Annotated in this window: 13 protein-coding genes; 12 read left to right on the top strand and 1 reads right to left on the bottom strand. The window is 56.2% G+C overall.

Going from position 1 to position 11,827, the window contains the following annotated elements; all coding sequences use genetic code 11:
• From XM38_RS02435 to XM38_RS02415, 5 genes are all read left to right on the top strand, one after another.
• Window positions 1–951 (top strand): RsmB/NOP family class I SAM-dependent RNA methyltransferase, encoded by a 951-nt coding sequence (locus XM38_RS02435; protein ID WP_088428982.1) that lies wholly within the window; start codon window positions 1–3, stop codon window positions 949–951.
• Between the two features lie 25 nt (window positions 952–976).
• Complete coding sequence (locus tag XM38_RS02430) at window positions 977–2,002, top strand: glycosyltransferase (protein WP_088428980.1); 1,026 nt, start codon at window positions 977–979, stop codon at window positions 2,000–2,002.
• Window positions 2,003–2,014: 12 nt separating this feature from the next.
• Window positions 2,015–2,482: a hypothetical protein gene (locus tag XM38_RS02425; protein WP_080811853.1), complete on the top strand. Its 468-nt coding sequence runs from the start codon at window positions 2,015–2,017 to the stop codon at window positions 2,480–2,482.
• 229 nt (window positions 2,483–2,711) lie between these two features.
• A complete protein-coding gene (locus XM38_RS02420; RefSeq protein WP_080811855.1) occupies window positions 2,712–3,233 on the top strand; it encodes a 4'-phosphopantetheinyl transferase family protein in 522 nt (173 codons plus the stop codon).
• 289 nt (window positions 3,234–3,522) lie between these two features.
• Window positions 3,523–4,005 (top strand): hypothetical protein, encoded by a 483-nt coding sequence (locus tag XM38_RS02415; RefSeq protein WP_080811857.1) that lies wholly within the window; start codon window positions 3,523–3,525, stop codon window positions 4,003–4,005.
• A gap of 188 nt (window positions 4,006–4,193) precedes the next feature.
• Here the strand turns inward: XM38_RS02415 and XM38_RS02410 are convergent, their stop codons facing one another.
• Complete coding sequence (locus tag XM38_RS02410; protein ID WP_137454992.1) at window positions 4,194–5,603, bottom strand: helix-turn-helix domain-containing protein; 1,410 nt, start codon at window positions 5,601–5,603, stop codon at window positions 4,194–4,196.
• A 275-nt stretch (window positions 5,604–5,878) separates the two neighbouring features.
• On the opposite strand from XM38_RS02410, the gene cas1 reads away from it, so the two are divergent.
• From cas1 to XM38_RS02375, 7 genes are all read left to right on the top strand, one after another.
• A complete protein-coding gene (cas1, locus tag XM38_RS02405) occupies window positions 5,879–7,843 on the top strand; it encodes a CRISPR-associated endonuclease Cas1 (protein WP_088428978.1) in 1,965 nt (654 codons plus the stop codon).
• Window positions 7,843–8,121, top strand: a complete 279-nt coding sequence (gene cas2, locus XM38_RS02400; protein ID WP_080811862.1) for a CRISPR-associated endonuclease Cas2 — start codon at window positions 7,843–7,845, stop codon at window positions 8,119–8,121. The genes cas1 and cas2 overlap by 1 nt, the downstream gene beginning before the upstream one ends.
• A gap of 14 nt (window positions 8,122–8,135) precedes the next feature.
• Window positions 8,136–8,555, top strand: a complete 420-nt coding sequence (locus tag XM38_RS02395) for a four helix bundle protein (RefSeq protein WP_080811864.1) — start codon at window positions 8,136–8,138, stop codon at window positions 8,553–8,555.
• A gap of 43 nt (window positions 8,556–8,598) precedes the next feature.
• On the top strand, window positions 8,599–8,994 hold the full coding sequence (locus XM38_RS02390; RefSeq protein WP_080811865.1) for a four helix bundle protein: 396 nt from the start codon (window positions 8,599–8,601) through the stop codon (window positions 8,992–8,994).
• Window positions 8,995–8,996: 2 nt separating this feature from the next.
• Window positions 8,997–9,785, top strand: a complete 789-nt coding sequence (locus XM38_RS02385) for a hypothetical protein (RefSeq protein WP_080811867.1) — start codon at window positions 8,997–8,999, stop codon at window positions 9,783–9,785.
• A gap of 818 nt (window positions 9,786–10,603) precedes the next feature.
• The gene (locus XM38_RS02380) at window positions 10,604–10,960 is read left to right on the top strand and encodes a four helix bundle protein (protein ID WP_080811869.1); all 357 of its coding nucleotides are present in this window, start codon (window positions 10,604–10,606) and stop codon (window positions 10,958–10,960) included.
• Window positions 10,961–11,029: 69 nt separating this feature from the next.
• Window positions 11,030–11,812: a DUF4058 family protein gene (locus tag XM38_RS02375; protein WP_080811870.1), complete on the top strand. Its 783-nt coding sequence runs from the start codon at window positions 11,030–11,032 to the stop codon at window positions 11,810–11,812.
• The last annotated feature ends 15 nt before the right edge of the window (window positions 11,813–11,827 follow it).

Here is an 11,827-nt window from a genome sequence, read left to right as displayed (position 1 = left end):
ATGGCAGTTCCTTCCAAGTTGCTGCAAAAACTAGCCCGTCGCCTCTTCCAGCAAGCCCCTGAGCAGGCCCAATTTATTGAGGCGTTGGTGCGGCCCCAGCCCCTGCCATCGGCAATACTGTGGAGTCGGCCCCGGCCACCGCAACTGCCCTGGTCGCTGTTGCCGCCCTTGCCCTGGCAGCCAGCCTGGGTCGATCGCCTAGAGCCTGGCTCCCAACCAGGACAGCACCCCCTGCATGACGCTGGCCATGTTTATTGTCTCGATGTCTCCTCGGTATTTGCCGCCTCGGTGATCGCCGCCATTACCGAGCCCCGACCCACAGTGCTGGACCTCTGCGCCGCCCCTGGGGGCAAGAGTCTCTATGCCTGGCTGGCGCTGCAGCCGCAGCGATTATTCTGCAATGAGGTGATTCGCAAACGGGGCCGGATCTTGATTGCCAACTTAAAGCGCTGTGGGGCTAAGGAAGCTCTGGTGTTTAACTTGGACCCTGAGTATTTCGCTCAGCAGCTGCCCCAGACCATGGATCTGGTGCTAGTGGATGCCCCTTGCAGTGGCCAGTCTCTGTTGGCGAAGGGCAGTAAGGCCCTGGGTTGCTTTCACCCGGTGACGGTGAATAAGAATGCCAATCGCCAAAAACGCATTCTGGCCAATGCGGCCCAAACCGTAGCCCCAGGGGGCTATTTGGCCTATATGACCTGTACCTATTCCCCGGAGGAAAACGAACAGGTCTGCGACTGGCTGCAGCAGCGGTTTCCCCAGTTTCAACCGGTGCCGGTGCCCCATCTGCAGCCCTACCAGTCTTCCCTGAGCGAGCAGCCTTGCTATCGGCTCTGGCCCCAGTCAGGATTGGGCGCAGGCGCGTTTACGGCCCTCTTTCGCAACACGGCCGCCGCCGCCCCATTCCCCCTGGCCCCACAGTTTATCGACCACCACGGTCGGGGGCTCAGATAGATAGCCCCTCACCCTCTACCGCCTAATGACGCCATCGGTCTATTTTTATCTACCGCAGCGGTTTTGGCCGGATGCCCTGCCGCAGCAGGCGGGCGAAGCCTGGCCAGGCTATGTCGTCGGCATGTACGCTTGGACAATTCAGACCTATCTCTGGTTGCGAGAGCGATTAGCCTGTGAGCTGGTTGATACCCTGCCCTCGGCGGGCATTGTCTTGGTGCATCGCAACAGCCTCAGAGCCCATGCTGAGCCGCTTCGGCCCCATCCTGAGCGGCTGCTGGTGTGTCTGCAGGGGGACCTGCCGCCCTATCCCCAGGCTCAGATTCATGTAGTGCAGAACCCGCTCCAGGCCGATGGGCGCTACCGCCGCCTTTTTTTGCCCCACTGGCCCCAGCCGGGGCTGATACCCCGCGACCCCAGCCGGAGGGAGCGCTTTGATACGGTGGCGTTTTTTGGCCATCAGGATAATCTGGCGGGCCTAGGGGACGACTGGACCGCGGCCCTAGCGAGGCTGGGATTGCAGTGGCAGCCGCGGCTGAACCGCAACCGCTGGAATCAATCGACGGGAATACACCAGCGCTGGCACGACTACAGTGATGTGGATGTGGTGGTGGCCGTACGCAGCTGGGGATGGCGGCCGCAGTGGCGCACCCGCTGCTTTGGTCACAAGCCTGCCACGAAGCTCTATAATGGCTGGCTGGCTGGGGTGCCGGTAATTGCCGGGCTGGAGTCGGCCTACCGGGCCGAACGGCAGAGCCCACTGGACTACATTGAGGTAAAACGCCCTGAGGATTGTCTCAAGGCGCTGCTGCGACTACAGCAGGAGACAACGCTGCGCCGGGCCATGACCCACAATGCCCACAGACGCTCCCAGACCGTCAGGCCAGATGCGATCGCACATCGCTGGCTGGCATTTTTTCAGGAGGTGGCGTTTCCAGCCTATGCCCGCTGGCGCACCCAGTCCGACTGGGGCCGCCTGTGGCTCATTCAGCGGCAGCAACTGGCGGCCAGATGGGGGCGGCTGGAGTCCAAACTGAGATCCCGTGTGTTTTAGCTGGAGGCTGTCGTGAAGCTGTTTCACTATGTGCGCCGCGACCGGGCCGAAAACTTTGGCGACCGGCTGAATCTGTGGCTATGGCCGCGGCAGCTGCCCAACGCCTTTGAGGCCGATGAGGGGGTGACATTTGTGGGCATTGGCACGCTGATCAACCACCTCTTGCCGCAGCGACTGACCACTCCCGAAGCCATCATTTTCAGCACCGGTGTCGGCTACGAGCGTCCGCTCGAGCGCCTGCCTGCGACCTGGCGCATCTACTGTGTGCGGGGACCGCTCTCGGCCCAGGCGTTAGGGCTATCTAAGCAGCAAGGCATCGCCGATGGTGGGTTGCTGGTGAGCCGCCATTGGCCCCCAGCGACTCAGCGGCATACTCCCGTTGCCTTTATGCCCCATATCCACCATGCTTCACGGGAATATGAGCCTGAGAGGACCCTGAAGCAGTTGCTGGCATATCGGGCCGCCAGGGATAAGGCGTGAGCAATAAATGACGGGGAACTCATCCATCCAAACCCAAGGGGGAAAGGGCCTGTTGCCGTGAGACTCATTCCCATTTGCGGTAGGATTTAGAGCAGTTCCCTCGGCGCCGGCTCTACTGTGCCTAGAGACTCAACGTTACCCCCCTTGGTTGACTCGCAATTGCCCCAGCATCTAGTCGAGTCCGTTTCCCAGTCAGAAGAGGCAAAGCCCGAGCAGGCTCTCGACGCCGATGAGGTACATGTCTGGATGGCGGCGACGGAGCAATGCCAATGTTTCGTGGCTAGATGCTCAGGAGCGATGGCGCTACGAACGCTGTCGCTTTCCTCAGCATCGCCATGAATATTTGGTGGCCCATGCCCTACTACGGAGCTGCCTGTCGCGCTACGGGGAGCAGCCCCCCCAGGACTGGCGGTTCTCAACCAATGCCTACGGACGACCAGAAATTCAGGTCGAGCAGGGCGCACCGCCGCGGCGGTTCAATTTGTCCCATACGGAGGGCCTGGTGGCCTGTGCGATTACCCGTGCGGCAGAGGTGGGGATAGATGTGGAGCATGGGGGGCAACCGGTCCGGGCGGGAGATTTAGCGGCCATTGCAGTGGCCAACTTTGCTCCGGTGGAACTGGCAGAGTTAGCGCGACTGACGGGGATAGCCTGGCGCCATCGCTTCTTTGATGTCTGGACGTTGAAGGAAGCGTACATCAAGGCCCAGGGCCTCGGTGGTGCAGAAAACTATTTAGGGAACCGACCATAAGTCTCATATTGAGAATACGACAACGTTTGAGCACTTGTGGGCAGACTGTTCCCGCTGACTCTGCGGAACTCCTGGGTATTACGCAACTCAACCAGTGTCACTCCCCGCAGGTATCGGATACATTCAGCATTGATCTGCCGATGGATTCTCTGAAAATCAAACACCTCAATTCGCTCACGATCACATCCTTTAACGCCAGTTAGCCATTATTGTTATCCCCTTTGGGGGATTAAAGATATGCTTAGGGAGAGTTCCCTGGCCAATGTTATAGCTACTGGTAGCAATCATCATGACTCCCCCGTCTCAGAAATCTGCCACCATTGCAGCATCTCAGTGGCCACAGACCAGCGAGCTCGTCGGGGTGCAATTTTCTCTGGCGGCAGACCGCGACTATGACCTGTATCCGCAATACACCATTGGCTTACATGCCTGGTTTCTACAGCAGATTCAGCAATTTGATCCAGAATTGTCGGCCTATTTGCATGACCATGAGTCTGAGAAGCCCTTTGCCATCACCGGGTTGAGTGGGGAATTCGTCGCCCATAGTCGGGCATTACATATCCAACGGGGGCAGCGATACTCCTGGCAGGTGCATGGGTTCTCACGGCGGACAGTGGCAGGACTGGCTACCTGGCTGCAGCAACTGCCTAAGACGCTGGTACTAAAAGATTTACCCCTGACCATTCAACGAGTACGGACTGTGCTTCCGGCCACTACCTACGCCGAGTTGGCGGCAGCCCCCTGGGAGGGGAATACCGTGAGCTTGAGCTAAGCTGGCCCGGCGCATGCTGAGATCGGCGAGCTTTGAGCAGGGTAATGGCCTGATTGCGCCGCATTAGTCAGGAAGCAAAAATCAATATCTATCAGGATAAACAGCGCAAGGAAGAAAAGACAAAAAAAGATGAAGGATGAGTTAAAGGCAGAAGGCAGAAGGATGAAAAGTAGCGGAACATGGACATCTCACCATATCTCATCCAATCGTTGCAGATGGTCTAAAGATACACTGCGGATCAAATTATGTTGCCTGAGGGTGTACTGTCCCGACTCAATGGCTTCTTCTACTAAAAAGCGATCCCTCAAGGCATCTAGTGCCAGCCCCCCTGTCTCTTGATCACAGTCCCAATAGTCTAGGTGGCTCAGCCACCAGTCTTCAGGCACGGCGCAGCGATAGACCGAGGCTTCGCAGAGCAAAATGTAGGCGAATTTGGCATCCTGTCGCAGGCGCTGGAAGGTCTGCTCTAGACGCTGTCGCACATTCCGGCGCAGGGTGCGGGTGAAGCGATCAAGGCGCCATTTGTCCTCGGCTCCCACGGCTTGACCGGCCGCCGCTGCAGCAATGACAACTTCCACCGCCTCGATCTCATGGCCATACCGGTTCCAATAGGCCACCACATCCCCAAAGAAGGGTCGACTGCCGATCTCCCCGGCGATTACCCGCAGCGCTAGAGGGTGTCCCTCATAGGCCTGGCCCATGCGAACTAGATAGGATCGGCCCGCGGCGTCAGGGCGCACATCCAGCCCGGTTTTCTCGAATAGAGCCAGTTGTTCTGATGCGGACAGTCCCGTGAGTAAATGAGTGGTCCAAAAGTTTTGATACCGGGTCCCTAGACTCAAAAGCTGAGTCGGCAATTCCTGAGAGGTCAGAATAATCCGGCTCTGAAACTCCTCCGCCGTCAGCACCCGCTGAAAGAACTGTAAAAAGACCTCATCCTTAAACTCGCTCCAGCCGTCCTGCTCGTTGCCTTGCAACAGTTCCTCCAGAGAATCGATCAGAAGTAGCCTGGGCTGATGCTGTAAGGCTTGCACTAAACGCGCCATCAGTTGCGGGATGGCTGTGCGATCGCATGGCGTCACCACCTGGCCCAGTTTTTCCAATAACCGAGCCGCGAAGCTGCCAAAATCCAAGGTCTGATCCTGGGCATCAAAGGGGTCTCGCAGGGGAGCACCGAACCCTGCTAACTCCAGAGACAGCCGTTCTGCCAGGGCGGTCTTACCCACGCCAGCGATTCCCGTAATCATCAGTAGGCGACAACTCCCCCGGACCTGAGGACCTAACTCAGCAATCACCTCCTGGCGCCCTACCCAGCCCTCGTCGTAGGCATAAAACGTCATCGGCATCCCTGCGTCGGTTCTCGCAGGTTGGCTAGCAGTCTGGGCCTGAATCAGCTCCCTGGCCTCCAGGCCCAAGGCCGCTGAAATTTCCTCAAACTTAGCCACCGAGACATTGATCCCGCGAAAGAAGTTGCTCACCGTCGATAGGGCGATCTCCAGATGGGCCGCTAAATCCCCCTGAGTCAGAAAGCCATTGCGCTCCAGCGCCAGAGCCACCATCTGCCTATGGTCGGGATGGACACGAACGGAACGAGGCATGAGGGAAAGGTAAAAGGATGAAGGATGAAGGATGAAAAAGCCGCGCAGCGAGCGGGCAACTTCTATTCCAAGAATAACCAATTCATCCTTCTGCCTTCCCTGCGACAGGCTCAGGACAAGCTGATTTCCGCCTTTACACAACCCGGTCCTGAACTCAGGCACAACTCGGGGTTGAACTCATATGGCCCCTTGCGACGATGCACTCATGAATCAAGGAAGGACAGGGATTTTCTGCGTCGGCCTTGATGCAGCCTTCTTCGTCTGGGGGAAACGCAATGAAACTGTATGTAGAACAACTGGCTACGGCTTGGCACCTGGTGCAACGGGGCAGCCGGGCCGCCGGAATAGACGGGATCACGGTGGATTTATTTACTGGCATCGCCCGGGAGCAAATCCATCAACTGTATCGGCAGATGCGGCAAGAGCGCTATGTTGCCCGCCCCGCCAAGGGCTTTTACCTGGCCAAACAGAAGGGCGGCCACCGCCTGATCGGTATTCCTACTGTTCGCGATCGCATCGTGCAACGCTATCTGTTGCAGAGCATCTATCCCAGCCTGGAAAACGCCTTCAGCGATGCCGTCTTTGCCTATCGACCCGGTCTCTCCATCTATGCCGCAGTTAAGCGGGTGATGGAGCGTTACCGCTACCAACCGACCTGGGTGATCAAGGCTGACATTCAGCAGTTTTTCGACCAGCTGTCTTGGCCGCTACTGCTGCATCAGCTCGACCAATTGAGCCTACCGGCAACCTGGGTGCAGTGGATCGAGCAACAACTCAAGGCTGGCATTGTCGTGAGCGGGCAGTTTTACCAACCAGGGCAAGGGGTGTTGCCAGGCAGCATCTTGTCGGGCGCCCTGGCCAATCTTTACCTGAACGATTTTGACCGGCACTGCCTGGAAGCCGATATTCCCCTGGTGCGCTACGGCGATGACTGCGTAGCCGTGTGCCAGAGCTACCTGGAGGCCAGCCGCTCCCTGGCCCTGATGCAGGACTGGATTGAAGGTCTCTCCCTCAGCTTTCATCCGGAAAAAACCACCATCATTCCCCCTGGCCAGGCGTTTGTCTTTCTCGGCCATCGCTTCCGTAACGGAACCGTAGAGGGACCAGCAAGGCAGAAGGCTGAGGGCAGAAGGCAGAAAGCGCCCCAACCGGGGTATGGGCCACCCCAGCTGTGCAGCATCGTCAAATCCCCGCGACGAATGTTAGCGACATCAACTGACGACTATTGGAGAGACGGCATGACCACCTTATATATCACCGATCAAGGCTCCTATTTGCGGGTCAGGCATCAGCAATTTCAGGTGTTTCATAACCAGGAGTTGCGCTGCTCGGTACCCGCCAGCCGCATCAGCCATGTGGTGCTGTTTGGCTGTTGCAATGTCTCCCATGGGGCGGTGCGGTTGGCTCTGCAACGACGGATTCCACTGCTGTATTTATCCAACAAGGGCCGTTACTTTGGCCGCTTGCAAACCACGGGGCAGGCCAAGCTGGAGTATCTCACCCAGCAGGTCTACAAGGCCCAAGATCCAGACTTTGTGCGCACCCAGGCCGCCAGCATCATTATCGGCAAATTACACAATTCCCGCATCCTGCTGCTGCGCCTGAATCGCCGCCGCAAGACGGAGGCAGCCACCCAGGCCATTGCAACCCTAGCGGAACTGATGCAAACGGTGCCCAGCGCCGAGTCGGTGGAAGCCATGCTGGGCCGTGAAGGCACGGGGGCCAACCTATATTTTCAAGCCTACGCCTCGCTGCTGAAAGGCCAATTTGAGTTTGAAAAACGCACCCGCCCCCCCACCGACCCGGTTAACAGCCTGCTGAGCCTGGGCTATACGCTGCTGTCGCAAAATGTGCACGCCATGGTGGAAGGGGTAGGTCTGCACACTCACTTTGGCAACCTGCATAAGCCGCAGGCAAATCGGCCCTCGCTGGTATGCGATCTGGTGGAAGAGTTTCGGGCCATTGCCGTGGATTCTCTGGTGGCCTATCTGATCAATTCCAACATCTTTAGCCCAGACGACTTTACTCCACCCGATGCGCGAGGCGGTGTCTATCTTCACCCTGACGCCATGAAGCGGTTTCTCAAGCACTGGGAGGAGAAGCTACAGCAGAGCGTGACCCATCCCCATAGCGGTTACAAGGTCAGCTACCGTCGCTGTCTGGAATTGCAGGTGTGGGAATACGTGGCTTGCCTGATGGGTGAGCAGCCGGTGTATCGGCCTATGCAGTGGGAGGGGTAATGTTCTACCTCATCTGCTACGACATCGTGCTGGATCGACGACGTAACAAAGTAGCGCACTTGCTAGAAGGCTACGGCATGCGGGTACAGAAATCAGTGTTTGAGTGCGTGCTGACCCCCGACCAGCGGGACATGCTGCAGCGCCGACTCAATCGCTACATCAAGCCTAATGAAGATCAGGTGCGCTTTTATCCCCTATCGCCCCGCTATCGCCAGAAAGTGCTCGTTTTAGGGCTGCAACCCCAACGGGAAGTTGATGATGTGGCCTTTATTGTTTAACCGGAGAAATGACCATGAAGCTCTCTGTGTACAGCTTTCAAGACCTGCAGGTGTATCAACTAGCGTTTCGCTGCTCGGTCGAGATATACGACCTAGCCCAACATTTTCCCGAAGAGACCAGTGCTTGTTTGACTCGCCAGATTTTAGCAACCTCACGGGCAGTACGGGCTCATATTGCAGCGGCCTGGGGCAAACGACGCGATCGCAAAGCCCTAATCACCCAGCTCAGTGAAGCTCAGTTAAAAGCAGCCGAAATGCAGACCTGGATCGAAGCTGCCGTTGCAGTCGGATATCTGGACGGAGACGCAGGGCAAGCTCTGTCCGACCACTATCGCCGCATTTTTTCCAGCCTCGATCAGTTGATGGAAGGCGCTTTAGTTGGGGAAAGGCGACGTTCTGAAGACAGTACAAATGACCTGCCTGCCACAGCTTAAACAGGTGCTGATGTGACCTTGATCGTCGAAAGGAATGACACTCATGCAGGACTTTATTCACAGCTATCAAGAACTCCAGGTGTATCAGTTGGCGTTCGACAGCTCAGTGGAAATTTATCAGCTCTCACAAGGGTTTCCAGAGGCAGAAAAGGACCTCCTGACCAGACAAATGCTGACGGCATCACGCTCAGCCTGTGCCAGTATCGCCGCAGCCTGGGGCAAGCGCCGTTACCGAAGGGCATTCGTAGCTACGCTCAGCGATGCCCAGGCTGAAGCGGCTGAAATGCAAACCTGGATTCAGATTGCCATGGCATGTGGATATCTGGGTGGCGAGGCAGGACAAACACTATTTGGCCGCTACCGACTCATTTTTTCAGCCCTGGACCGCCTGATTGGAGATGCTTCTGTTTGGCTGAAACCCCTAGGCGAGGAGTTGTGATCATGCACGACTTGCGAGGATTCAGACGGCTACTCATGGCTCTCTATCGCCAACCTTGGCTATGGATGAGGGGGATTTCAGGTGCAGACCGCCGGGAAAAGCGACGGTTGATGCGCAGGTTGTCGACCCTGAAGGCTGAATGTAACGTGCTAAGGCAGGAGCAGGAGGCCATACATCATCAGCTCAGTTTGGAAAACCGGGGGTTGAGAACCCTCTATGAGGACATGAAAGCCGAACGGGATGATCTGCAGCTGGAGATTTGGGAACTTGAAGACCTAGTAGAGGAACTGTTTCAGCTGCTGACCGCAGTGGAAGCATGGCAACCTACTGCTGAGTCTGAGCCTTTGGCTGAGATCCCGTTTGGTCCCCAGACACGAGTCGAGGATCAACCGCTAGATCATCAGACAGATGTATCGACCCAGAAAAGCCAGGCTAATTTGCAAGCAATTGATGTGTCAGGCATCAAGCTAGCACTGGTAGGAGGCCATGATGCCACCCGACGAGGAGTAATCGATGAGCTAACCCGGCAGCATGGTCTAGCCAAATGGGTGGAGCTACCACCGTTTAGCAAGCACAGTTTGGGGCGGAGCAACATCAAAGCTAAAATTCACGACTGCGATCTGGTTGTGTTGATTACGGGGTATATGAAGCATAAGCAAACGGATAGCATCATGCAGTTGCGGAAGGTGGAGTGCTTGTCGGGGGATGTCTTACTGTTGAACTGTCGAGGGAAGAGCGGAGTCGTGCGAGAGATTTTGGCCTACATTAGCCAAAAGAATTGTAAAGTCTAGCCTCCAAGGCTTGATGGACTAGTCTGGGGTTGCTAATCTGAGGGGGTCTGGTGAACCTTGAAAACCTTATAACTTCGTCAACCCCCTCAGATGCCTTTCCGTACAAGGATTTGAGCCTTGTTGGCAGAGGGCTTGTTGACAGAAATTCTCAATTCCTCACCCCTCGGACAGACCCCCTCAGATTTGGGGTGTTGAAAGCCTTGCCTCATAAGGGCTCCAGATCAAGGGGGTTCAAAATCCATTACCCCGCAAGGGGACGGAAACCTTCGGTCGCTAGCGTCATCCGAAGACTGACCAACTGTTCAAAATCCATTACCCCGCAAGGGGACGGAAACCTTCAGCGCCTGTTCTAGCTGAGTCTGAGTGATGTTCAAAATCCATTACCCCGCAAGGGGACGGAAACTTTCCGAACCCATGGAAAATGCCTTCGGACAGCCGGTTCAAAATCCATTACCCCGCAAGGGGACGGAAACCGTAAGCAAGGCAGAAGGCGAAAGGATGAAGGATGAAGGGACTGGGGAAATTTGCCCAGCATTTTGAACAGCTCTGACCCTAGCCACCAGCCAGTAACCCGTTCTGCCTTTTGCCTTCTGATTTCTGCCTTTCCTACCCCCCGCAAGGGGACGGAAACGATAGAAAATCAGAATGATGAAGGATGAAGGATGAAAGGGGGGTCTGAAGGTCGCCTAGGTTGCCGCCTTCCACCGCGCCAGACTCTTGACCCGACCCGACTTGTGCCCCCGAGACATTTGCTGCTTTTCTGCCTTCTTCATCCTTTAAAAGGGGCACTCTAATAGGGATCCCTATCACCTAAACTCATGCCCAGTGATTTGAAGCAACGGACCAAAGCCTTTGCTCTACGAATCATCCGCCTGTATTCCGCCCTGCCAAACACCACCGTGGCCCAGGTTCTTGGCAAACAAATCTTGCGTAGCGGCACCTCAGTGGGTGCTCACTACCGAGAAGCTCATCGTGCCAGATCGACCGCTGAATTTGTCAGCAAGCTCAATGGCGGCCTACAAGAACTCGAAGAAACCAACTACTGGCTAGAACTGCTAGCCGAGTCCGAAACCATTGAACCCAGCCGCTTAAACCCTCTGTCGCAGGAAGCCGGCGAATTAACCGCAATTTTCGTCACCCTGGTCAAAAATGCTAAAAATAACGAACCCGCCTAACTCCCCTCATCCTTCATCCTTCATCCTTCTGCCTTACACTAAAGACAACTTCCTGTTTGGAAATTTCCAATGCCGTCTCCTTTTCCGGGCATGGACCCTTACCTGGAGCACCCTAGCGCCTGGCCGAACATTCACCATCGACTAATGACGGCGATCGCCGATGGCCTGGCACCTAAGCTGCTGCCTAAATACCAAGTGCTGATTGAAGTGCGGGTATACCAGGTTGATGGCCAAAACTCTGTTATAGTCGGCAGGCCAGATGTCGCAGTGGCCCAAGGGCAACGGCAGCTTCCCAAAAAGACTAACGCAGCAGCCACAGCACCGCATCCTGGCGATGCCGTCACGGTGACGCTAATGCTGCCTGAAACCATTCGCCAAGGCTACCTGGAAATTCGAGAAATTGCGACAAGTCAGGTCATTACTGTGGTAGAGGTCCTGTCGCCCACCAACAAGCGCCCAGGCCGGAGCCGAGCGAAGTATGAAGTGAAACGGGCGACGTTGCTCAGTAGCCCTTGTAATTTTGTAGAAATTGACCTGCTGCGCCAGTGGCTTTCTTTGGACATACCTCAGGAGGTCGAACCCTCGACCTATCACATTTTGGTTAGCCCCCAAGAACTACGTCCCCAGGCCAAATGGTATGGGTTTAATCTGCCAGACCCCATTCCCTGTTTTGAGCTGCCTCTGCAGCCAGAGGATGAACTGCCAGTGGTGGATTTGAAAGGATTACTGGATGGCATCTACGATCGCTCGGGCTATGGTTTAGTTATCGACTATTCCCAAAGCCCTGTACCACCCTTAGACGATGCCAATGCCGCCTGGGCTAAAGAATGGCTGGCAAAGGCAACACAGTAGGGTGCTGCTTTCGCC

This window comes from Halomicronema hongdechloris C2206 (genome assembly GCF_002075285.3).
In the GTDB taxonomy this organism is placed as follows: domain Bacteria; phylum Cyanobacteriota; class Cyanobacteriia; order Phormidesmidales; family Phormidesmidaceae; genus Halomicronema_B; species Halomicronema_B hongdechloris.
This window is presented reverse-complemented; position numbering and strand designations above follow the sequence as displayed.

Excerpts from the sequence above, each read along its gene's own strand:
- XM38_RS02435 (WP_088428982.1), top strand. The coding sequence starts at position 1 with ATGGCAGTTCCTTCCAAGTTGCTGCAAAAACTAGCCCGTCGCCTCTTC.
- XM38_RS02430 (WP_088428980.1), top strand. The coding sequence starts at position 977 with ATGACGCCATCGGTCTATTTTTATCTACCGCAGCGGTTTTGGCCGGAT.
- XM38_RS02420 (WP_080811855.1), top strand. The coding sequence starts at position 2,712 with ATGAGGTACATGTCTGGATGGCGGCGACGGAGCAATGCCAATGTTTCG.
- XM38_RS02415 (WP_080811857.1), top strand. The coding sequence starts at position 3,523 with ATGACTCCCCCGTCTCAGAAATCTGCCACCATTGCAGCATCTCAGTGG.
- XM38_RS02410 (WP_137454992.1), bottom strand. The coding sequence starts at position 5,603 with ATGCCTCGTTCCGTTCGTGTCCATCCCGACCATAGGCAGATGGTGGCT.
- cas1 (WP_088428978.1), top strand. The coding sequence starts at position 5,879 with ATGAAACTGTATGTAGAACAACTGGCTACGGCTTGGCACCTGGTGCAA.
- cas2 (WP_080811862.1), top strand. The coding sequence starts at position 7,843 with ATGTTCTACCTCATCTGCTACGACATCGTGCTGGATCGACGACGTAAC.
- XM38_RS02395 (WP_080811864.1), top strand. The coding sequence starts at position 8,136 with ATGAAGCTCTCTGTGTACAGCTTTCAAGACCTGCAGGTGTATCAACTA.
- XM38_RS02390 (WP_080811865.1), top strand. The coding sequence starts at position 8,599 with ATGCAGGACTTTATTCACAGCTATCAAGAACTCCAGGTGTATCAGTTG.
- XM38_RS02385 (WP_080811867.1), top strand. The coding sequence starts at position 8,997 with ATGCACGACTTGCGAGGATTCAGACGGCTACTCATGGCTCTCTATCGC.
- XM38_RS02380 (WP_080811869.1), top strand. The coding sequence starts at position 10,604 with ATGCCCAGTGATTTGAAGCAACGGACCAAAGCCTTTGCTCTACGAATC.
- XM38_RS02375 (WP_080811870.1), top strand. The coding sequence starts at position 11,030 with ATGCCGTCTCCTTTTCCGGGCATGGACCCTTACCTGGAGCACCCTAGC.